Here is a 22,838-nt window from a genome sequence, read left to right on the forward strand (position 1 = left end):
TTGCCGGGTCGTCACCGGGTGGCGGGACGACGCCCCGACTTTGTCGCCCGGGTGGGCTAGCCTCCGGTGTCTTCTTCCGTCGAGACGTGGAGTGTCCACATGGGATGGTCAGAGGTGTCGGGTGGCTACCAGGTCACTCTCCGCGATGGCGACGTCGTCGCCCGGAACGCGAAGGGGCGGGAACTGCGTTCCGTCCCGGCGTCCCTGCGCGACGATCCGACCGTGGTGGGGCTGCGGCAGCTCACCGAGTGGCTGGGCCGGCACGAGACCCAGTGCCGCACCGACATCGAACGCTGGATGGTGCGGTCGCTGCCGGTGCCGGTCGCGGTCCTGACCGAGGTGTGGCCGGACGAGGCGTGGCGCACCGCGCTCACCGACCTCGTCGTCGCGGTGCTCGACGACGAGGGCCGGCGCGACCCGGACGGCGTGGGCCTGCTCCGCGAGGTGGGCGACGGCCAGGTCGGACTGGTCGACCTCGACGGCGACAGCGTCCGCCGCAGCGCGGACCGGGTCGTCATCCCCCACCCGGTCACCCTCGACGACCTCGACGACCTGCGGGAGTTCGCCGCCGAACTCCAGGTCCGCCAGTCCGTCGACCAGCTCTTCCGGCAGACCTGGGTCCGGGGCACGGACGTCGACGCGACGGCGACCCGCTACGGCGGCTACGCCGGCGGCCGGTACGACCAGCTACGGCACCTGACCGCCCGCGCGACGTCGCTCGGCTACCCCGTCCGCGGCGGCAACGCGGTCTGCCGGATCGTCGAGAACGGCGTCACCGTCGAGGCCCGTTCCTGGGTCGGCGCGGACGACCCGTACTACGAGACCGAGACCGGTGACCTCGTCTTCACCGACCGACACGGCACCGCCCTGCCGCTGGGCGAGGTCGGCCCGGTGGCCTGGTCGGAGGGAACCCGGATGGCCGCCGCGCTGTACGCCGGCCGGGTCGTGGCAGCAGAGCAGGAGGAGGACCAGTGAGCGTCGACGCGACGGACCTGTTGGAGGCGGGCGCGGTGCTGCCCGTCGGCACGGTGGTGGCCAAGGACGACACCACCGACACCCTCACCGCCCGCCGGTACACCCACCCCGTCCTCGCCGGACGGACCGTGGTCCGGCTGGTCAGCGGCGCGCTCGGCGAGGCCGAGGACCTGTCCGTGGAGTTCCTCGGCTTCGCCCCACCCGAGCGGGTGACCCCGGTCGGCGTGGTCCGCCAGCAGGCGCTCGGCTTCCCGGCGTGGGCGCTGGTCAACGACCCCGCCAACGGCCACCACGCGCTCGCCCTGGTCAAGGAGATCGAGCGGCTGGCCCGCACGGCGCGCTCCCGGGTCGGCCCGGCCAAGGACGGCTTCAACGCCCTCGGCGAGCGGCTGGCCCGGTCGGTGCCGCACTTCCTGCCGACGTTCTACGAGGAGGCCGGCCGGGCGTTCCTCGCCGCCGACAGCGTCACCCACGCGGCGACGATGTTCGGCAAGGCCCGCGACGCCGAACGCGCCTACGGGCTGACCATCGACGAGGACCGCCAGCACGCCGTGTTCCTGGAGTTCGCGCTGGCCGGGGCGTTGACCGCGAAGGCGCTCTCCGGCCACGCCCGGGACCTGGCGACCCGGCGCACGCCCGCCGACGCGTACGCGATGTTCCTGCGGCTGTGCGTGGAGCGCACCCTGGGCGGCCTGCCGCCGTACGCGGCGATGCACACCGACCTGCGTCGGCTGGCCCGCGCCGCCGGCCTCGACCCGGCCACCGAGGACGAGCGGGTGCTCGGCGAGCTGCTGGCCGCGCCGGCCCTGCACCGGGCCCCGGAGGCGTTCTGGACGGCCTACCGGCAGCCACTGGCCCGGCTCGCCACGGCCGACCCCGCGCTGCGCGGCCGGCTGCTCGGGCTCACCCCCCGCAACTGCGGCGACGACGTCTGGCTGGCGGTGCTGGAGGAGGCCGACGCCACCCGCGCGCTGACCGGGCCGGCGGGTGCCGTCCCGGCCGAGGCCGAGTCGCCCGACGGGCCCGCCGGCTGGCTGCGCCGCTTCGACGAGCACCGGGAACGCCGCTCGTGGCGGGTCCGCAAGCGGCACCCCGGGCTGCTCGCCCTGGTGGAGCGGATGGCGGGACGGCTCAAGGCCGACGGGGTGCCGGTCGCGCTCTGCCGCGCCCACGACGCCGTGGACCTCGACCTGCTCGACACCTGCCTGGCGCTGGGGGTGCCCGTCGCGGATCCGGACGGCGACGTCCGGCACCGGCTGGACAACTGGTTCTCCGACGACACCGACGGCCGGCGTGACCTGGTCGCCGTCGCCGCCGACCCCCGGTTCCTGCCGATGCTGGTCGAGGGCGTCGAAAGGCGACTGCGCACCGGCGGGCGGGACCTGCGCGACCCGACGCCCCGGGTACGGGAGATCGTCGCGGTGCCCGGCCTGCGGACCGCCCTGCGCAGCTGGCTGGACGCCCTCGCCGACGCCGTCGGGCGACAGGGGCTGCCGACGCTCGACCACCACCTCGACCGGGTCGGCACCGTCGCCTGCCCGACCGGCTTCGCCGTCAACCCCGACGCGGTACGCCGGCTCGTCGACCACGACCTCGGCCCGGTCCTCGGCCGGACGCTGCGCTCCGGCCTGCTCGACGAGTACGGCTGGCCCGCCCTGGACGCCGCCGCCGAACGGCTCACCGGGTCGACGGCGGACGTGCAGCTCACCGGGCAGTGGCCGAACCTGCTGCTGCTCACCGGCGACCTGGTGACGGTCATCGGGCCGGACGGGGTGGAGCAGGAACACCTGATGCGGATCCCGGCCGGGGAGAACCGGTACCGCTGGCGGCTGGTGCTGCGCCACGTCGACGGGCAACTGCTGGTCTGCTGGGACCGGGGCCGGGACCGGGCCGCCTACTGGAGCGGCACCCCGGACGACGTCTTCACCCTCGCCGACGACGCCTTCACCACCTACCCCCAGTTGTCGCTGCCGCTGCCCGGCGGCGGGCGCACCATGGGGCGACGTCCGTTGCGGGTCGGCGACCGGGCCGAGCGGACCGGTGGCCGGGTCATCAGCGACGGCACCACCTACTGGCTGCGCGCCGCCGACAACCCGCTCGGCTGGCAGGAGTACGACCCCACGACGGGCGAGCGTGGACGGTTCTCCCGGCCGACGTTCTTCGAGGACGGCACCGTCGACGGCCGACCCCTCGACGCCGGCGCGTCCTGGCTGCGCCCCACCACGTCGTCCGACAGCCCGCTGGGCCGCGCCGACGGGCTGGCCGGCTGGCGGGTGCGGCGCACGGCGGACGGCGGCTGGTCCGGCGAGGCCGTGAACGGGCGGTCCTTCGCCCTGCCGGCGGGTGCCGCCGACGGCAGGCTCGCGGCGGCGGTGCGGTTCCCCGGCGCGGACACCACCTTCGGGCTGCTGCACGGTGGCCGGGGCGCCAACGGCGAGCTGCTGCTCTGCGCCGAGGACGGCTTCCTGCTCGGGCGCTACCCGTCCGGCGGTGAGCGGTCCGCCTTCGCCGCCGGCAGCCGGCTGGTGCCGCCGCCGGAGTACTGGCACTTCCTGCGGCCCCGCGACGAGGTCGGCTCGGCGGCGCTGCGCGGCGTCACCGACGCGCAGGCCGGCGCCCTGCTGGCCGAGGCCGCCGGGCTGGACGCCGACCAGGTGCGTGCCCTGGTCGCCCGGCACCTGCCGCAGCTCACCGCGCCCGCCCTCGTCGCCGGGGTCGCCGGGCTCGTCACCCGGGCCGCCGAGCAGGTGACGCGGCTGCGGACGCTGGCCGCCGTGCTCGACGGCGAGCAGGACAACGCCCTGCCGGCGCAGGAGGCCCCGGCCGGGGCACCGGCGGTCGACCGGCTGCTCTCCGAGGGACTCGCCGGGCTGATTCAGTACTGCTACAGCGCGGAGGACAGCTCCCTGCGGCTGATCTCCCGCGCGGGCGCCGCGCTCACCGGCACCGACCCGACGCCTGCCGCCCGGGTCCAGCTGGACGGTGACCTCGACTGGTTCGACCTGCTGGGGGTGCTGCCGGCCGCGATGTACCGGGCGGTGGCCCCGATCTGCCTGTCCGAGGTCCGCGAGGCGCTGCTGACGCTGCTGGAGGTGTGCGCCCGCTCCGGGCTCCTCGCCCCGGGCAGCCGGCTGCGGCGGGCCACCCTGGTCGCCGACGCCCACCAGCCGGTCGACCAGGTCCGGGGGCAGCTGCTGAGCGCAGGCGACCGGCGGCTGCTGGTGCTCGCCGTCGACACCGACGACCGGGAGGTCGACGTCCTCGACTGGACGCCGACCGGGCGGTTCTCGGCGGTGCCCGGCTTCCGGATCACCGAGGAGCAGATCCTGCCTACCGGTGACGTCACGCCGCAGCGGATCGACGGGTTCCTCCGGCTCGCCCGGGCCAACGAGCCGCTGGAGTGGCAGCCCGAGTGGGCCCGCACCCTGTCCGAGGCGGCGGGCATGAGCCACGCCGAGGCGGTCCTGCTGCTGGCGGGCCTGCCCCGGCTCGTGTGGGAGAAGGCCCCCGCCGAACTGCTGACCATCCTGGAACTGCCCGACCCGGCGGCACCCGCCGCGGCGGCCCGGTTCTGGGGCACCGGCGGTCGCGGCCGGCAGGCCTTCGCCAACCTGCTCGGGCGGCTGATCCCCGAGGACCCGGCGCGGCTGTGGGTCGACGGGCCCCGACAGGATCTGATCGTCGAAGAGTGGGTGCGGCGGCACGGGCCCCGGCGACCCGTGCCCGACGAGTTGATCGTCGGAGTGGACAAGGCCGAGGTGACCAGCCCGCTGCCGGCCTCGACGGTGCTCCACTGGGTCGCCAACGCGGCCACCGGCCGGTGGCTGGCCGGAGCCGACACCGGCGTCGTCGACGACGACGCGCTGATCGCGCTGACCAGGACGCTGCCGTGGCTGGCGTACCACCTGGCCGTCGACGACCCGATGCGGGCGGCGCTGCCGGTCGCCGCCGACCTGGCCCGGCAGCGGCTGGCCGACCCCGGCTTCACCGTCTCCATCGGGCACGTCGACGGCGCCAAACTGCCGGCGTTCACCGCCGCGTTCGGCCTGCCGGTGACGACCGGCCCGGCCGGCACCGAGGTCGGCCCGGTGCTGGTCCCGCCGACCGACCGCTGGCACCGGGTCCGGTTGTACCCGTCCCGGCTGTCCGGAACGGACGATCCGGCGCTGGCCGTGCTGCGGGCCCGCCTCGACCACGTCAACGAGCAGCTGCTCGCGGCGCTGCGGGCGCTGGTCGGCGGCCAGCTCACCGAGGTGGTGTCGCACGTCGTCCCGGCGATGGACGACGGCTTCGCGCAGGACCCGACCCGCTCGGCCCCCGACCTGGTCACCACGGTCGCCACGACGCTCGGGCTGGGCCTCGACGCGGCGGCGCTGTATCTGCAACTGCTCGCCCTGCCCGATCCGACCGACCGCAACGTGGCCCGGTGGACCGGCTGGAAGCCGGCCCGGCTCAAGGCGGCCCGCGCCGAGCTGGCCGCGATCGGGCACGTCGTGGTGGCGAAGCGGCCCCGGGCCGGGCGGTCGCTGTTCCTGCCCGGCGGCTGGTTGGCGCTCAAGGCGCCGCTGCTGCCGCTGGAACGGTGGAAGCTCCCGCTGCTGATCGGGGGCGAGGGCGGCGTGACCGCCCTGGGCATCGTCTCCCCGGTGGCTCCCCCGCCCCGGCTGTTCGCGCTCGCCTGGGCCCGGCTGTGCGACGGCGACGCACCCCGCTTCGACGATCTCGTTACGGAAGGCCGCCGATGACCACCACGACCACGCCTGCGGCCCGGCAGGTCCAGCCGGCCGAGCACGCCCACGCCGCCGAACTGGCGTTCCTCGCCGCGTACGACGACGGGCCCCGGCCGCCGGGCTGGCGGTTGACCCCGCGCGCGGTCGTCACGTTCATCGTCGGCAGCGGCGGTGTCGCGCTGGAACTGCCCCGGCAGGCCCGCCGCGACGACCTGCCCCGCACGCTGACCGTCACCGCCAAGTTCGTCGGGGAACGGGCGCTCGTCGAACGCTGCGTCGTGACCCTCGCCGGGGAACGGGGCCTACTGCTCGTCGGCGAACCGGGCACCGCGAAGTCGATGCTGTCGGAGCTGCTGTCCGCCGCGATCTGCGGCAGCAGCGAACTGGTCGTGCAGGGCACCGCCGGTACCACCGAGGACCAGCTCCGTTACGGCTGGAACTACGCGCTGCTGCTCGCGCACGGGCCGAGCGCCGCCGCGCTGGTGCCCTCGCCGATCCTGGCCGCGATGCGCACCGGCGCGGTGGCCCGGGTGGAGGAGATCACCCGCTGCCTGCCGGAGGTCCAGGACGCCCTGGTGTCGATCCTGTCCGACCGGCGGATCGCGGTGCCGGAGCTGTCCGGCACCGCCGACGCCACCGTTCCCGCCGCACCCGGGTTCACCCTGATCGCGACCGCCAACCTGCGCGACCGGGGGGTGTCGGAGATGTCGGCCGCGCTCAAGCGCCGGTTCAACTTCGAGACCGTCGGCCCGATCGGCGACCTGGCCCAGGAGATCGCCCTGGTGCAGCGGCAGGCCCGCGCCACGCTGGAGCGGGTGCACGCCCCGTTCGCCGTCGACGACGCCGTGCTGGAGGCGTTGGTCACCGCGTTCCGCGACCTGCGGGCCGGGCAGTCGGTCGAGGGCTGGGAGGTGGAGCGGCCGTCCACCGTGATGAGCACCGCCGAGGCGGTGGCGGTCGCGTCGTCGCTGGCGCTGGCGGCGGCCTACTTCCCCGGCGACCGGGACGTGGTGTCGCTGCTGCCGGGGCACCTGCTCGGCGTGGTCCGCAAGGATGACCCGGCCGACGGGGCCAAGCTGCTCGGCTACTGGGACGGCGCGGTGCGGCGACGGGCCGAGGACGGCGCACGCCTGTGGCGGCGGCTGTGGGAACTGCGCGATGTCCTCACCGACTGACCCGCCCGTGCCCGCCACCGGGGAGCCGACGGCGGTCGACCCCACGGTCGCGGTCGCCGCGCTGGCCGGGCACCGCCGCCCGTACCTGATCGGGGTACGGCACCACTCGCCCGCGCTGGCGGTGGCCCTGCCCCGGCTGCTGGCCGGGTACCGGCCGGAGGTGCTGCTCCTGGAACTCCCGCCGGAGCTGGGGCGGTGGCTGCCGTGGCTCGCCGACCCGGCCACCGTCGCCCCGGTGGCGCTGGCCGGGGTCCTCGGCGACGGCGGCGGGCCGGCGTTCTACCCGTTCGCCGACTTCTCCCCGGAGCTGGTCGCGGTGCGCTGGGCCGCCCGCAACGGGGTTCCGGTCGTGCCGTGTGACCTGCCGCTGGCCGACCCGGCCTGGCGGGAACGCGAACCAGGTGCCGCCCCGACGCCGGGCCGGTCGTTCGCCGACGCGCTGCGCGCCGCCGGCAGCGGGCGGGCCGACGAGGACCTGTGGGACCGCACGGTCGAGGCCCGCGCCCCGGGCGCCGACCCGGAGGCGGTACGCCGAGCGGCGCTCGCGGTCGGCTGGGCGCTGCGCGCCGACGCCGAGCGGGGGCCCGGGGTGTCCGCCCTGGACCTGCGCCGCGAGGCCCGGATGCGGCAGTGCCTGGCCGAGGCGGGGCAGCGGCGGGTCGCCGCCCTGGTCGGCGCGTTCCACGCCCCTGCGCTACTGGCCGGGGAGGAGGCCCCGGTGCTGCTGACCGGGCGGGAGGCCCCGCGACCGGCCGGTCCGGCCGGCGCACCGGCGGTGGTGACGTCGCTGGTGCCGTACACGTTCGGGCTGTTGGACGCCCGGTCGGGCTATCCCGCCGGCATCCGCGACCCGCAGTGGCAGCAGTCGGTCCTCACCGCCGACGGCGACCCGGTCGCGGTCGAGTCGGCGACGACGGACGCCGTGGTGGCGGTCTGCGCGGCGATCCGCCGGGCCGGTCACCCGGCGGGCCCGGGGGAGGCCCGGGAGACCGTCCGCCTCGCGCTCGACCTGGCCCGGCTGCGCGGCCTGCCCGCGCCGGGCCGGGGTGAACTGGTCGAGGCGATCCAGAGCGTGCTGGCCCACGGCGAGGTGCTCGGCCGGGGCCGGGCGGTGGCGCACGCGATGGAACACGTGCTCGTCGGGGACCGGCGTGGCGTGCTGGCCCCCGGCACCCCCCGTTCCGGGTTGGCCCCGGCGGTCCGTGAGCTGCTGGCCGGGCTGCGGCTGCCCGGTGCCGGCGACCCGGCCAGGGAGCTGCGGCTGGACCCGCTGCGCTCCGCCCTGGACCGGCGGCGGGAGGTCGCGCTGCACCGGCTCCAGGTCTGTGACGTCGCGTACGCCGAACAGGTCGGCGGCGCGGGCGTCGGCGGGGTGGACCCGGTCACCACCCGGTGGCGGGTGCAGTGGTCACCCCGGACCGAGGCGACGATCGAGGTGGCCGGGTTGCGCGGGGTGACCCTCGGGCAGGCCGCCGAGGGCGCGCTGGTGCAACGACGACGGCGGGAACGCGCCGAGGACGGCCCGACCGTCGCCGCCGTGATCACCGGCCTGGCGGACGCCGCGCGGTGCGACCTGACCGCGCTGGCCGCCCGCCGGCTCGCGGAAGTGGCGGTCACCGTGCCGGCCGAGGGCACCCTCGGTGAGCTGGTCACCGCGTTGGCGCTGCTCGACCGGCTGCGTCTGGGTCACCTGCCGGGCGGTGCCGACCTGCCGCCCGACGAGCTGGGCCGGGTCGCCGAGGCGCTGGAGAGCGCGGCGGTCCGCCAGGTCGACGGGCTGGCCGGCGCGCAGGACGTGGCCGACGCCGAGGCGCTGGCCACGCTCGCCCAGCGGGCCGACGCCGCCGGGGCGGGGTTGCGGCTGGCCGACTGCCTGGCCCGGCTCGCCGCCCGGGGCACCCCGCTGATGGCCGCCGCCGCCGGGGCGGTCCGGGTGCTGCTGGGCCTGCGGGAACCCGCCGCCTTCGGGCGACTCGTCGCGTCCTGGGTGGACACCGCGTCCACGCCCGCCGGGCGGCAGCAGCTCCAGGGCCACCTGACCGGGCTGCTGGTCGTCGCCGAACCGCTGCTGCGGGCCAGCGGTGAGGTGTTCGACGGGCTCCTGGAGCGGGTCGAGACCCTGCCCGACGAGGAGTTCCTCACCCGGCTGCCGGCGCTGCGCGCCGGCTTCCACGTGGTCAGCCCGGCCGGCCGGGACCGGCTGCTGGAGGTGGTCCGGGGTCGGCTCGACGACGCCGGCCCGGACGCCGACGTGGCGGTGCTCGACGATCCGGACGCCCTGCTGGTCCGGCTGCGGGCCGACGCGGCGGGCCGCCGGGCGCTCCTGGCGCAGGGCCTGCTCGCCGCCGAGCCGGCGGATCCGTCGCCGGAGCCGCCGACGGCCGCCGACGCGCCGCGGCCGGCCACCCGGCGGGCCCCGGCCGGCGGGCTGTCGACCGTGGACCGGTGGCGGCTGGTGCTCGGCAGGGAGTCGACCCGGGTCGGGTCGCGCGCCCGCCGGTACGCCACCGCCCTCGACGAGTTGTACGGGGCGGGCCGGGGCGAGGGGGCGGCGGCCGAGGCGGCCGGTCGCGCCGGTCGGGAGGCGTCCTTCCCCGGCGTACGGGAGTGGGCGCAGGAACTGTCCGCCCTGTTCGGCCCCGGCGTGCGCGAGGAGGTGCTGGCCCGGGCGGTGGAGGCGGGCCGGCTGGACGCGGTGACCGAGCTGGACCCGGCGGCGGTCCGTCCGTCCGTGGAACTGCTCCGCGACGTGCTCACCCTCGCCGGTGGGCTGCCGGAGTCCACGGTGGCGAGGCTGCGCCCGCTGGTGGCCCGGATCGTGGCGGAGCTGACCCGACAGTTGGCCGCCCGGCTGCGCCCGGCGCTGACCGGGCTGACCACCCCCCGCCCCACCTACCGGCCGGGCGGGCCGCTGGACCTGCCCCGGACGCTGCGGGCCAACCTGGCCACCGCCCGCCGTGACGCGCAGGGCCGGATGCTGCTGGTGCCGGACCGGCCGGTGTTCCGCACCCGGGCCCGCCGGGGGGTGGACTGGCGGCTGGTGCTCGTCGTCGACGTCTCCGGGTCGATGGAGGAGTCGGTGATCTGGTCGGCGCTCACCGCCGCCGTGCTGGCCGGTGTCCCGGCGCTGAGCACGCACTTCGTCGCGTTCTCCACCGAGGTGGTGGACCTGACCGAGCGGGTGGACGACCCGCTGGCCCTGCTGCTGGAGGTCAGTGTCGGCGGGGGCACGCACATCGCGGCCGGGCTGCGCTACGCCCGGTCCCTGGTCACCGTTCCGCAGCGGACGATGGTGGTGGTGATCAGCGACTTCGAGGAGGGGTACCCGATGGGTGGTCTGCTGGCCGAGACCCGGGCGTTGGTCGAGGCGGGTTGTCAGGTGCTGGGCTGCGCCAGCCTGGACGACACCGGCCGACCCCGGTACTCGGTGGCGGCGGCGGGCCAACTGGTGGCGGCGGGGATGCCGGTGGCCGCGTTGAGCCCGCTGGAGCTGGCCCGGTGGGTCGGGGAGCAGGTGCGGCGGTGACCGGCCTGCCACCGGTGACCGCACCGGTGCTGGCCGAGGTGTTGGACGCGCTGCCGGCCCGGTTGCGCCGCAAGGTCGACGACGCGGTCGTGCGGGCCGGCGGCTGGCCGGTCACCGGCACGGCCGGTGGGGTGAGCGTCCAGGTCGACGAGGCGACCACGGTGACCCTGGTGACGGTCGACGGGGTGGTGCGCCGCGCCGCCGACGCCCGGTGCAGTTGCCTGCTCGCGCCGAACTGCCTGCACCGGATGGCGGTGCTCGCCCTGGCCCCGGTGGACGACGGGGTCCCGGTGGACGACACGCCCCCGGTGGACGACGCGGCCCCGGTGGGCGACGCGGCCCCGTCGCCGGCCGCCGACCGGCCCGTCGATCCGGCTGCCGCCACCGGTCCGCCCACCGGGGTGACCGGAGACGCGGTGGCGGACGGCGCCGGATCGCCCCCCGCGCCCACCGGTCGGCAGCGGGCCGCCGCCGACGGGCTGTGGCGGGTGGGCGTGGCGGTGCTCGCGGCGGGGACCGTCGGCTGCGGGGTGGTGCTGCGGACCGCCCTGCTGCGGGCGGTGCACGAGGCCCGGGCCAACGGCCTGCACCGGGCGGCGGCGTCCGGCACCCGGGTCGCGGCCGGGCTGCGGGCCGCCCGGGAGGGCGAACCCCAGCACCGGCTGGCCGACCTGACCGACGACCTGCGGGAGCTGTTGTCCGTGTCCCGCCGGCTGCGCGGGGACACGCCGGCCGGTGACCCGGGTGCGTTGCTGGGCACCGCCCGGCGGACCTACGACCCGCAGGCCGGCCTGCGACTGTACGGGCTCTGCACGGTCCCCGTGGTGGCCGATTCCGGTTACGCCGGGGTGGTCACCTACCTGGCCGACCGCACCGGTCGACTCTGGACGATCGCCGATCTCGCCCCGGGCGACGTGGGCCGGGCCGCCGGGGCGGGCGACGCGACGGTGGCGGTGGGCGAGTCGGGGCTCAGCCACCGGCAGCTCACCCGGGCCGGGCTGGTGGTGTCCGGCGGCACCGCCTCCGAGTCGGGGCAGCTGGGTGCCGGCAAGGCGGTCCGGGCGGCGCGGGCCGCCGGGGTCGGCTGGGCCGACGAACCTCTCGCCGGGCTCTGGGCGCAGCCCCTGTCCGAGCAGGTCCGCCGGGCCTTCGGCGCGGTGGCCCTGCCGCTGCCGGAGCGCCCCGCCGGGGCCGACCTGCTCTTTGTGACCGTACGGGTGCTGGGCGGGCACGACCACACCGTGCTGGTCGGCACCGACGACGGGGTGGTCCTGACGCTGACCGTCGCCGACGAGCACGCCGCCCTGCCGCACCGGGCCAACCTGCGCCTGCTCGGGCAGGCGGTGGGGGCGCGGCTGCGCCTGGTGGGCCGCCTCGATCCGACCCGCCGGGCGACGGTGCAGGCGCTCGCCGTGGCACCTGTCGACGGCGACGGGCCGGGGCTCATCCTGCCGCCGAGCTGGGCGGGACACGCCGACCTCGGCTACGACCGGCTGCACGCGAGCCAGCTCAGGGCGGGCGACGGCGCGGTGGCGGTGGCACCGGACCGGCTCCCGGAGGCGGCCGTGCCGCGTCCCCGGCTCGGCGATCCCGCCCTGGGGCTGCTGCGCCGGCAGGTGGAGCGGGTCGTCTCGGGTGGCCGGGCGATCCAGGCGTTGGCCGATCCGACGGAGCGGACGCTGCGGCTGGCCCGCCTCGACCTCGGCGCGCACCTGCTCGCCGCGATGGGCTCGGCGGCCCGGGCCCGGCCCCGGGACGCCTTCGGGCGGCTCACCGACGACGACGGGCAGGCGTTCGCCGAGTCCTGGCTGGCGGTTGCGGTCTACGAGGAGGCGGCGTCCCGGGCGTCGGCGGAGGCGTCCTGGCTGCCCTGACAGTCCACGCCCGGGTGGCACGCCGTCAGCGGGTGTGGTCGTCGGGCCCGGCGGCGGTCAGCAGCGCGACCAGGTCGTCGAGGGTGTCCAGGGGACGACCCGGACCGTTCAGCTCGACCTCGACGTCGTACTCCGACTCGATCGCGTCGACCATGCGCAGCAGGCCGAGGGAGTCGACGCCGAGGGCGACCATCGAACCGCCGGTGAGCAGGTCGGTGGCCGCGACCTCACCGCCGGTGGCCTCGCTGACCAGGTCGGCGAGGCGCCCCCGCAGGTCGGTGGTGTCACTGGTGTCCATCAGCACTCCTTCACGGACGGCCGGACGATCTCGGCGATCTCGGCGATGGTGGGGGTGTCGAAGAAGGCGTCCAGGGGCACCTCGACGCCGAGCCGTTGCTGGATGCGGCCACTGATCCGGGTGATCGTCAGGGAGTGGCCGCCCAGGTCGAACAGGTCCTCGTGCACGCCGATGTCGGGAATCCGCAGCACCTCCTGCCAGATCGTCCGCAACTGGGCCACCACCGGGTCGTCGGCGGCCGGGGTGACGGCCCCGCCGGGTGCCGGTTCGCCGGGCGGCCCACCGGTCCCGGCCGGGTGGACCGGGTCGGTGGCCGGCGGTCGGGTGAGGTCGGCCGTGCGGTCCCGGGCGGCCAGGGCGGCCCGGTCGACCTTGCCGTTCGGGCTCGACGGCAGCCGGTCGAGCGGCACGAAGTCGGTCGGCAGCACGGCCTGCGGCAGGCTCGCCGCCAGGTGCCGGCGCAGCCCGGCCGGCTCGACGACGGCGTCGGCGCGGGGCACCAGGTAGGCGACGAGCCGGGGTTCGCCGGCGTCGGAGCGCAGCACCGTCGCCGCGTCGGCCACGTCCGGATGGTCGAGCAGCCGGGCGTCGATCTCGCCCAGCTCGACCCGGTGCCCCCGGATCTTGACCTGGTCGTCGGTGCGGCCGAGGAAGTCCAGCCGCCCGTCCGGCAGCCACCGGCAGCGGTCACCGGTGCGGTAGAGCCGCTGTCCGGGCCGTCCGAACGGGTCCGGCACGAACACCTCGGCGGTCAGGTCGTCGCGCCCCCGGTAGCCGTCGGCCAGTCCGGCGCCGGCCAGGTGCAGCTCGCCCGGCACCCCGATCGGCGTCGGCTGTCCCGTGGCGTCCAGCAGGTACGCCCGCACGTTCGGCAGCGGCCGTCCGATGGTGACCTCCTCCGGGTCGGCGGGGAGGTCGGCCATCGTGGCGTACACCGTCGCCTCGGTGGGGCCGTACCCGTTGACCAGGCGGGCGGTGCGGGCCCGCAGGTCGCGGGCCAGGGCGGGCGGCAGGGCCTCGCCGCCGGTGACGGCGACCAGCGGGGCCGGCGCGACCCCGGTGGCGTCCGGACCGGGCGTGCCGAGGCCGGCCTCCAGCAGCACCCGCCAACCCGAGGGGGTGGCCTGGGCGTGGGTCACCCCGGCGGCGCGGACCAGCCGCAGCACGCCCGCGCCGTCCAGCGGGCCGACCGTCGAGGCGACGACCACCCGGCCGCCGGTGACCAACGGCAGGAACACCTCCACGGTGGAGATGTCGAACGACAGCGAGGTCAGGTGCAGCCACCGGTGCGTGGGGCCGCCGCCCAGCAGGTCCCGGACGCCCAACAGCAGGTTGGTCAGCGCCCCGTGCCGCACCGCGACGCCCTTGGGACGGCCGGTCGAGCCGGAGGTGTAGAGCAGGTAGGCGAGGTCGTCGGGGGTCGGCGGCGCGAGGGGGGTGGTCGGCACCGGCCCGGCGAGCAGGTCGATCCCGTCCAGGGCGAGGGTGGGCCGGTCCGGCCCGGTCGCCGTGGCCGTCACCACCAGCGTGGGGTCGGCGTCGGCGAGGACGAGTTCCCGGCGGGCCGGCGGGTGCTGCGGGTCCACCGGCAGGTACGCCGCCCGGCAGCGCAGCACCGCCAGCAGGGTGACCACCGCCCGCCAGGACCGGTCCAGGGCGACCGCGACGATCGCCCCCGGCCCGACCCCGCGCTGTCGCAGCAGCCCGGCCAACCGGTCGGCGGCGGCATCGAGCTGGGCGTAGCTGAGCGTCAGGTCGTCGTCGACCACGGCCGGCGCGTGCGGGTCGGCGGCGACCCGGGCGGCGAACAGGCCGGGCACGCTCGCCCCGGCGGGGTACGCCCGGCCGGTGTCGTTCCACTCCCGGGTGACCCGGTCGAACTCGTCGGCGGGCAGCACCGGCAGCTGCGCCACCGGCCGGTCGGGGTCGGCGAGCGCGGCGGCGAGCAGGGTATGCAGGTGCGCCCCGATCCGGCGTACCGCGTCGGTCGGGATCGCCGCCGGGCTGTGCTGGAGGCTGACCGTGAGGCCGGTGGGGGCGTCCACGATCTGCACGTGCAGGGCGTTGCGGGCGGCGCCGCCGTACAGCGTCCAGTCGACCTCGCCGGCCACCCCGGGGAAGCTCGGCTCGCCGCCGCGTCGCCGGTAGCCGACGCTGACCGGGGTGACCGCCGGGGCGGGGCGCAGGCCGGGCACCGCGTGGGCCAGCGGCACGGCCCGGTACCGGTACACCTCGCGCAGCCGGTCCCGGACGGCGCGGGCGTGCGCCCGGAACGTGCCGTCGGCCGGCGCGACGGTGACCGGCAGTTCGTTGACGAACAACCCGATCCGGTCGGCCTGGTCCGGGGTCCGGGTGGACAGCGCCACCCCGATCGGCAGGTCCCGGTTGCCGTACCGCCCCAGCAGGGCGTGCAGCGCGGCGAACAGCAGCTCGAAGCGGGTGACCCCGAGCGACCGGGCCGCCGGGTCGATGCCGTCGACCACGTCGGCGGGCAGCGCCACCTCGACGGCGACGCCGGGCTCGGCACCGGTGGGCAGCCGGCGCAGGCCGGGCAGCAGCACGTCGCCGGGGCCGGACCAGTGCCGCGCCCAGAAGTCGCGGGCGGCCGGCAGGTCGGCGGCGATCCGCTGCTGCTCGGCCGCCGCGAGGCCGGCGTGGTCGTCGCCGGGCTGCCCCGGCGCGGTGCCGGTGCCCCGGGTCGGGTCGGCGGACCGGGCGGTGGCGTATCCGGCGGCGAGGTCGGCGACCAGCACGTCCTTGGAGGTGCCGTCGAAGACCAGGTGGTGGGCGGTGACCAGCAGCAGGTGGTCGCCCGCTGCCCCGGTCAGCAGGGTGAACCGGGCCAGCGGGCCGGTCCGCAGGTCGTACGGCCGGGCGATCTCCTCGGCGACCCGTTCGTCGGTCAGCGCGCCGAGGGTGACCGCCGGGCGGGTGTCGGCGGGCGTCAACCGGGGGGTGCCGTCCTCGTCGGTGTCGATCCGGGTGGCCAGGACGGGGTGCCGGGCGACCGTCGCCGCGCACGCCGCGACGAGGGCCGCCCGGTCCAGCTCCGCGCCGAACCGGATGCCCACCGCCAGGTGGTACGCCGTGCCGGCGACCCCGGCCTGTTCGGTGAACCAGACGGCGTGCTGCGCGAAGGTCGCCTCGGCGGTGCCCACATGCTCTCCCATGGTCGTGCTGTCGGTGCGGGTGGTCAGTTGTCGAACAGGGCGGTGAGCTGCCGTTTGAGCACCTTGCCGCCCTCGTTGCGGGGCAGCCGGTCCAGTAGCAGCAGCCGGGCGGGCAGCTGGTGGTCGGCGAGCCGGTCGGCGAGGAAGCCACGCAGCACCGGCAGGGTCAGCCCGTCCGGGCCGGCCTGCGGTCGGGCCACGACGGCGGCGGCCACCGCCGAGCCGAGCACCGGGTGCGGCACCCCCACCACGGCCACCTCGGCGACCAGCGGATGCTCGTGCAGCGCCGCCTCGACCTCGACGGTGGAGACCTTGAACGCACCGGTCTTGATCACGTCCTGGTGCCGGTCGGTGAGGTAGAGGTAGCCGTCGGCGTCGATCCGGCCCACGTCGCCCATCCGCACCCAGCCGTCGCGGAAGGTGGCCCGGTTCGCCGCGTCGTCGCGGTAGTAGGCGCGCGGGTGCGGGGCGCGCAGCCACACGTCGCCGGTCGTCCCGGCGGGCAGCGGGCGGCCGTCGGCGTCGGCGACCATGAGTTGCCCGCCGACCGGCCGGCCGACCGCGTCCGGCCGGGCCGGGTCGTAGATCATCGTGGTCTGCGCCGGGGCGGCCTCGGTGGAGGTGTAGTAGTTGACGATCGTGGCCTGCGGGAAGGCCGTGGCCAGCCGGGCCGCGACCGCCGGTGGCAGCGGCGCGGCGGTGGACCCGATCAGCTGTACGCCGCTGGTGTCGCGGTCCCGCAGCGCGCCGGAGTCGAGCAGCTCGATGGCGATCGACGGGACCACGAACACCGTCCCGGTGCCGGGGGCGGCGACCAGCCGGGCGAACCGGACCGGGGTGAACCGGGGCAGGGTGAGCGCGGCGGCCTTCGCGGTCAACGCGTTGAGCAGCATCGTCTGCCCGGCGTTGGTGCCGATCGCGAAGGCGTGCAGGAACCGTTGCGAGTGGGCCAGGGCCAGCCGGCGTGGGTGGTGCGGCGCACCGGCGGTGAGGTTGGCGTGCCGGGCGGCCACCCCCTTGGGTCGGCCCGTGGTGCCCGAGGTGTAGAGGATCTGGGCGAGGTCACCGGGGCGGGCGGCGGACGGGTCCCCGTCGTCGGGCCGGTCGGCGCGCAGCTCGGCGTCGCCGTACACCGCCACGCCGGGTGGGGCCGGCGGGGCGGGGGTGTCGTCGCCGTGCACGACGGCGGTGGCCGCGCAGTGGGTGAGCGCGTAGCCGAGCTGCCCGGCGGCCAGCCGGTCGGACAGCGGCACCGCCACCCCGCCGGCCCACAGGACCCCGCAGTACGTCACCGCGTACCGGACCCAGTCGCGGGGGCCGAAGACCAGGCCGACCCGGTCGCCGGGGCGCAGCCCCCGACGGCGCAGCGCGGCGGCGACGGCCCGTGCCCCGGCGGACCACCCGGCGAAGGTCAGCGTGGCCACCTGGTGCACCTCGACCGCCACCCGGTCGGGGTGCAGCCCGGTGCGCCAGTCGAGCAGCTCGGGCAGGGTACGCGGCGGTGGCGTCCCGGCGGGTGTCGTGGTCACCGCAACCCTCCCGCCGTCCCGACGCCCACCGGGGTCCGGTCGGCGGGGCCGGTCGTCCGGGTCCGGCGTTCCTCGAGGCCGACCAGGTCGTCCGGGGGCGCGTCGGGCACCTCGTCGTCGAACCGGGCCAGGGTGGGGGTGGCCAGCGACACCAGCGCGGTCAGCGCGATGCAGACCCCGAACAGCACGTAGAGCAGCCCGTGCCCCCGACCCGGTCCGACCCCGAGCACCGCGCCGACGGTGCCGGCCAGCGCACCGTCGGGCAGCAGCGTCGGCTCCACCACCCGGGCGGCGAACGGGGCGACGAGGCCCCAGCCCAGCGGCAGGGTGGACTGGGCGACCATCTGGTTGACCGCGAACACCCGGCCGTGCACCCGCGCCGGCACCTTGGTCTGGATGATCGTCTGGTAGACGCCGTTGACGATGCCCAGCGCCAGGTACATGCCGAACGCGCCGGCCCCGATGAGCAGCAGGTTGGGCCGCAGCCCGGTCAGTACGGCGGCCACCGCGATGCCGAGGGTGCCCAGCAGCACCGCCCGCATCCGACGGTGCCGGGGGCCACCCCACAGCAGCATCACCAGGCCGCCGGTGGCCGCGCCGACCCCGCCGGTCAGCGCGACGCGGGACACGTCGGTGAGGTCGGCGAAGCCGAGCACCAGCGGGGAGAGCAGGAACAGCACGGGGAACAGGAAGAAGTTCAGCGCGGCGAAGAACGCCAGCATGGCGCGGAACTCCCGTCGCCGCAGCGCGTAGCGCAACCCGGCGACGATCTCGGTGCCGATGCCCTCGCGGCGGCGCAGGGCCAGCGTGCGGGGGAACCTGACGACCGCCAGCACCCCCACCGCGAACAGGTACGACGCCACGTCGACGAGCAGGATGCCGCGCAGCCCGATGGTCTCCAGCAGGGCGACGGCGAGCAGCGGCACGGTGAACTGGGTGAGGCCGACGGCGGTCTGGGTGAGGCCGTTGGCGTGCCCGAGGAAGCGTTTGGGCACCAGTTGCGGCACCGCCGAGACGAACGCGAGCCGTTGGAAGGCCAGCGCCACCGACAGCCAGCCGACCAGCGGATAGAAGTGCCACACCTGCACCCGGTCGGTGAACACCAGCCCGGCGAGCACCGCGTTGGCGCTGCCGGCGGCGAGCCCGGCGCACAGCAGCACCCGCCGCCGGCTGGTGCGGTCGATCAGCGCCCCGGCCAGCGGCGCGACCAGCAGGCCGGGCAGCAGGCCGAGCACGGCGAACAGGGCGAACCGGGCGAGCGACCCGGTCTGCGTGTAGATCCACAGTGGGATCGCGAAGGTGGTCAGCGCGGTGCCCAGCCCGGAGACGACCTGACCGGCGGCGACCAGGCCGAAGCGGCGCAGGCTCGGCGGCGGGTCGCCGCGGTCCCGGTCGCCGTCGGCCGTCGGGGGCCCGTCGGTGCGGGAGACGGCGGCGAGCTGCCAGGGCGGTGGCGTGGCCGGTGACCCGTCCGCGACGGGCCGGGGCGGGGCGTCGAGCCGCCGGTGCACGTCGGTGACGATCTCGGCCAGTTCGGCGGCCCGGTACTTCAGGAAGTAGTGCCCGCCCTCGTCGATCACGGCGAGGGCCGTGCGGTCACTGAGGAAGTGCCACTCCCGGTACCGCTCCTCGTGGTAGTCGGTGCTGCGGTCCCGCTCGCCGACCACGGAGACGACCGGTGCCCGTAGCGGGGTGACCCGCTGACGCATCAGCGTGGTGAAGTAGTCCTCGCTGACCCGGGCGTCGTGCCGCATCGCCCGCACCAGGAACCGCACCTCGTCGGGGGCGAGCGAGCCGACGGCCGTGCCCTGCGCCTGCAACCAGGTGCGGTAGATCCGGTCGCTGCGTAGCCGCTCGGCCAGCCGCAGCCGCAGCAGCGGCGCGAGCGGCCCGTCGGCGGGCCGGGCGAACGGGAACACCGCACCGAGGTAGACCGCGAGCAGGTCCCGTCCGGCGGCCTCCAACCGGCGGGCGACCTCCACGGCCAGCGCCCCGCCGGGGCCGCAGTGCCCGTACACGATCAGCGGGCCGGTGACCCGGCCCAGCACCTCCGCGACCACGTCGGCGGCGACGTCGGCGATCGGCGCGGGCTCGTCGGCGAGACCGATGTCGTGTCCGGGTACGGCCACCGACAGCAGTCGGTACCCGGCCGGCAGCGCGTCGGCCAGCGGCTGGTACACCACCGCGCTGCCCCCGCCGTACGGGACGCAGAGCAGGGTGGCGACCCGGTCGACGGCGGGCACCGGCGGGGTGAGTTCGTGCAGCAGCCCGGCCCGGCCGGCGTCGGGTCCGGCGACCAGATCCGCCAGTTCACGTACGGTGCGGTACCGGAACAGGTCCATCACGCTGACCGTCGGCGGGGTCCCGTCGACGACGGCGGGCAGTTCCCGGCGCAGCCGGGCCACCACCCGGGTGGCCAGCAGCGAGTGCCCGCCCAGGTCGAAGAAGTCGTCGGTGACGCCGACCTCGGGCACCCCGAGCACCGCCCGCCACACGTCGGCCACCAGCGTCTCCACCGGCCCGACCGGGGGCACCCGTTCGCCGGTCGGGCGGTCGTCGGTCGGCTCGGGCAGGGCCCGCCGGTCCACCTTCCCGTGTTCCTGCAACGGCAGCCGGTCCAGCACCACCCAGCGGGTGGGCACCATGTGCTCGGGCAGCCGCCCGGCGAGCAGGCGACGCCAGTGCGCCGGGTCCGGTCCGGCCGCGTCCGGCTCCGCCTCCAGGTAGGCCACCAGCCGGTCGTCGCGCAGCAGCACCGCTGCCTGGCGTACCCCGGGGCAGTCCCGCAGGGCGGCCTCCACCTCGCCCAGCTCGACCCGGTAGCCACGGATCTTCACCTGGTGGTCGCGCCGGCCGAGGAAGACCAGTTCCCCGTCGGCCCGCCAGCGGGCCAGGTCGCCGGTGCGGTACAGCCGGGCCCCCGGCGGCCCGTACGGGTCGGGCACGAACCGTTCGGCGGTCAGGCCGGGCCGGCGCAGGTAGCCCCGGGCGAGCCGGTCACCGCCCAGGTACAGCTCACCGGGCATCCCGACCGGCACCTGGCGCATCCGCTCGTCGAGCACGTGCACCGAGGCGTACGGCAGCGGCCGGCCGGTCGGCACCGGGCCGACGTCCGGCGCGTCGGCCGGCACCCGGTAGGTGGCCACGCCGACGGTGGCCTCGGTGGGCCCGTAGTGGTTGAACACCCGGGTCGGCCCGGCGGCGAGCGGGGCGATCCGCTCCAGGTCGGACGCCTCACCCCCGAGGACCAGCGCGCGGGCCGGCAGCAGGTCCTCCGGTGCGGTGTCGGCGGTCAGCGCGGCCAGGTGCGACGGGGTGATCTTGAGGTAGTCGATCCGTTCGTCGCGCAGCCGGGTGGCCAGTTCGGCACCGGTGCCCCGGCGGGGGAGCAGGTGCACCGCGCCGCCGGTGGCCAACGCCAGATAGAACACGGTGACGGCGAAGTCGAACGACATCGACTGCATCAGCCCGTACCGGGCGGCCGGGGCGACCGCGAACCGGTCCGCCACCCCGTCGAGATAGCGCAGCACCGGCCGGTGCGGCACGGCCACCCCCTTCGGGGTGCCGGTCGAGCCGGAGGTGTAGATGACGTAGGCCAGGTGCCCGCCGCCCACCCCGGTGGCCGGTCGGTCGTCCGGCTGGGCGTCGACCTCGGCGGTGATCTCGTCCAGGCAGGTCGCGGTCGTCCCGGCGGGCAGCCGGTCGCGCAGCCCGGTGCCGGTCAGCAGCACGGTCGGTCGGGCGTCGGCGAGCATCAGCCCCAGCCGGGCGGCGGGCTGCTCCGGGTCCAGCGGCAGGTACGCGCCGCCGGCCCGCAGCACCCCGAGCAGCGTCACGGCCAGCTCGACCGACTGCTCCAGCAGCACCCCGACGAGGCGGTCCGGGCCCACCCCCCGGGCCCGCAGCCAGTGGGCGAGCCGGTTGGCCCGCCGGTCCAGCTCCCGGTAGCCGATCCGGTCGGTGCCGCAGACCACGGCCGGCGCGTCGGGGCTCGCGGCGACGTGCGGGTCGATCAGGTCGGCCAGGGTGACCGCCGCCCCGGTGACCCCGGCACCCGACGGTGGCCTGCCGGCCGGGTCCCCGGCGAGGGCCAGCAGCCGGTCCCGGCCGGCCGGGTCGAGCAGGTCCAGGTCGACCACGGGCCGGTCCGGTTCGGCGACGGCGGCGCGCAGCAGGGCCCGGAAGCTCTCGGCCAGTCCGGCGACGGTGCCGGCGTCGAACAGGTCGGTGTGGTAGACGAACGTGCCGCGCAGCCCGTCGGCGCCCTCCGCGACGTACAGCGCGAGGTCGAAGCGGGCGCTGGCCGCGTCGGTGCCGACCGGTTCGGCGTGCAGGCCGGCGGGCCACCGGTTGCCGCCCCGGGCGTAGTTCTGCAGGGTGAACAGCACCTGGAACACCGGGGCGCGGGCGACGTCCCGGGTGACGTTCAGCTCCTTGACCAGGCGTTCGAACGGGATCTCCTGGTGGGCCAGGGCGCGCACCACGGTGCCCCGGTTGCGGCGCAGCAGGGTCGCGAAGCCCGGCTCGGCGGCGGTCGCCGGGTCCGGTGAGAGGTCGGCGCGCAGGGCCAGGGTGTTGACGAACAGGCCGACGAGGTGTTCCAGCTCGGGCACCACCCGCCCGGCCACCGGGGAGCCGACGGCGAAGTCCCGCTGCCCGCTGTACCGGAACAGCACGGCCTGCAGGCCGGTGAGCAGGGTCATGTAGAGGGTGGCCCGGTGGGCGCGGCCCAGCCGGCGCAGCCCGTCGGTGAGGTCGGCGTCGACGGTGAACCGGTGGGTCGCGCCCGCGTAGGACTGCACGGCCGGTCGGGGCCGGTCGGTGGGCAGCTCCAGCGGCGGCACCCCGGCCAGCGCGCGGATCCAGTGGGTGAACCCGTCGCCGGTCGGCGGCCCGTCGAGCCGGTCCCGCTGCCAGCCGGCGTAGTCGACGTACCCGGTGGTCGGCGGTTCGGGCGGGTCGCCGCCGTCGCGCAGCGCGGCGTAGCCGGCGGCGATCTCGCCGAGCAGCAGGTCCAGCGACCAGCCGTCGCTGACGATGTGGTGCATCGCCAGGTGCAGCAGGTGCTCGGTGTCGGCCAGCCGGACGACGAGCACCCGCAGCAGCGGCGCGACGGCCAGGTCGAACGGGGTGTGCACGGAGTCGGCGACGAGGGCGTGGGCGGCGTCGGTGCCCGGCGCGTCGGTGACGGTCACCGGCACCCGTACCTCGGGCAGCACCGTCACCACCGGCTCCCCGTCGGCGCTCTCGGTGAACCGCATCCGCAGGCTGTCGTGCCGGGCGGCGGTGCCGTCGAGGGCGGCGCGCAGCAGGTCGACGTCGAACGTCCCGCGCAGCCGCACCGTCGCGTGGACGACGTACGCGGCGGTGCCGGGGGAGAGCTGTTCGGTGAACCAGATCCGCTCCTGGGCGAATGACAGCCGGGGATTTCCGGCGGCCCGGGGGATGGTGGAATGCGGCGGGGCGGCCCGCGTCGGTACGTCAACGTTCGTCACGCGGTGCCTTACTCGAAACGGTGCGGGCAGTGGCCAGTAGTCTGCCCGGCGGGCCCGAACCGCCGG

General features: G+C 76.7%; 9 protein-coding genes. 5 read left to right on the forward strand and 4 right to left on the reverse strand.

The features are described 5' to 3' along the window. Positions 1 to 99 precede the first annotated feature (99 nt). From ACN265_RS11175 to ACN265_RS11195, 5 genes are read left to right on the forward strand one after another with little or no spacing between them, the layout of a single operon-like run. The gene (locus tag ACN265_RS11175; RefSeq protein WP_204923156.1) at positions 100 to 975 is read left to right on the forward strand and encodes a DUF4132 domain-containing protein; all 876 of its coding nucleotides are present in this window, start codon (positions 100 to 102) and stop codon (positions 973 to 975) included. Further along, positions 972 to 5,720: a hypothetical protein gene (locus tag ACN265_RS11180; protein WP_421407244.1), complete on the forward strand. Its 4,749-nt coding sequence runs from the start codon at positions 972 to 974 to the stop codon at positions 5,718 to 5,720. The genes ACN265_RS11175 and ACN265_RS11180 overlap by 4 nt, the downstream gene beginning before the upstream one ends. After that, on the forward strand, positions 5,717 to 6,880 hold the full coding sequence (locus ACN265_RS11185) for an AAA family ATPase (protein ID WP_420118194.1): 1,164 nt from the start codon (positions 5,717 to 5,719) through the stop codon (positions 6,878 to 6,880). Before ACN265_RS11180 ends, ACN265_RS11185 begins: the two co-directional genes overlap by 4 nt. Beyond that, positions 6,864 to 10,406, forward strand: a complete 3,543-nt coding sequence (locus tag ACN265_RS11190; RefSeq protein WP_421407246.1) for a DUF5682 family protein — start codon at positions 6,864 to 6,866, stop codon at positions 10,404 to 10,406. Before ACN265_RS11185 ends, ACN265_RS11190 begins: the two co-directional genes overlap by 17 nt. After that, the gene (locus tag ACN265_RS11195; RefSeq protein ID WP_421407248.1) at positions 10,403 to 12,280 is read left to right on the forward strand and encodes a hypothetical protein; all 1,878 of its coding nucleotides are present in this window, start codon (positions 10,403 to 10,405) and stop codon (positions 12,278 to 12,280) included. Before ACN265_RS11190 ends, ACN265_RS11195 begins: the two co-directional genes overlap by 4 nt. Before the next feature lie 25 nt (positions 12,281 to 12,305). Here ACN265_RS11195 and ACN265_RS11200 read toward each other — a convergent pair whose 3' ends face one another. Genes ACN265_RS11200 through ACN265_RS11215 form a run of 4 tightly spaced genes read right to left on the reverse strand, consistent with a single transcriptional unit; the run spans position 12,306 to position 22,772 of the window. Further along, positions 12,306 to 12,578: a phosphopantetheine-binding protein gene (locus ACN265_RS11200; RefSeq protein WP_420119049.1), complete on the reverse strand. Its 273-nt coding sequence runs from the start codon at positions 12,576 to 12,578 to the stop codon at positions 12,306 to 12,308. Then, positions 12,578 to 15,748 (reverse strand): non-ribosomal peptide synthetase, encoded by a 3,171-nt coding sequence (locus tag ACN265_RS11205; protein WP_421407250.1) that lies wholly within the window; start codon positions 15,746 to 15,748, stop codon positions 12,578 to 12,580. Before ACN265_RS11205 ends, ACN265_RS11200 begins: the two co-directional genes overlap by 1 nt. Positions 15,749 to 15,771: 23 nt before the next feature. Next, on the reverse strand, positions 15,772 to 17,277 hold the full coding sequence (locus ACN265_RS11210; RefSeq protein WP_421407251.1) for a class I adenylate-forming enzyme family protein: 1,506 nt from the start codon (positions 17,275 to 17,277) through the stop codon (positions 15,772 to 15,774). Further along, positions 17,274 to 22,772 (reverse strand): amino acid adenylation domain-containing protein, encoded by a 5,499-nt coding sequence (locus ACN265_RS11215; protein WP_421407252.1) that lies wholly within the window; start codon positions 22,770 to 22,772, stop codon positions 17,274 to 17,276. Before ACN265_RS11215 ends, ACN265_RS11210 begins: the two co-directional genes overlap by 4 nt. Between the last annotated feature and the right edge of the window lie 66 nt (positions 22,773 to 22,838).

The sequence above is a fragment of the Micromonospora sp. WMMD730 genome (assembly GCF_049178955.1).
Classification (GTDB): domain Bacteria; phylum Actinomycetota; class Actinomycetes; order Mycobacteriales; family Micromonosporaceae; genus Micromonospora; species Micromonospora wenchangensis.

What these genes read in the sequence shown, in the direction of transcription:
- ACN265_RS11175 (WP_204923156.1), top strand. Translation starts at nt 100, where the DNA reads ATGGGATGGTCAGAGGTGTCGGGTGGCTACCAGGTCACTCTCCGCGAT.
- ACN265_RS11185 (WP_420118194.1), top strand. Translation starts at nt 5,717, where the DNA reads ATGACCACCACGACCACGCCTGCGGCCCGGCAGGTCCAGCCGGCCGAG.
- ACN265_RS11190 (WP_421407246.1), top strand. Translation starts at nt 6,864, where the DNA reads ATGTCCTCACCGACTGACCCGCCCGTGCCCGCCACCGGGGAGCCGACG.
- ACN265_RS11200 (WP_420119049.1), bottom strand. Translation starts at nt 12,578, where the DNA reads ATGGACACCAGTGACACCACCGACCTGCGGGGGCGCCTCGCCGACCTG.
- ACN265_RS11205 (WP_421407250.1), bottom strand. Translation starts at nt 15,748, where the DNA reads ATGGGAGAGCATGTGGGCACCGCCGAGGCGACCTTCGCGCAGCACGCC.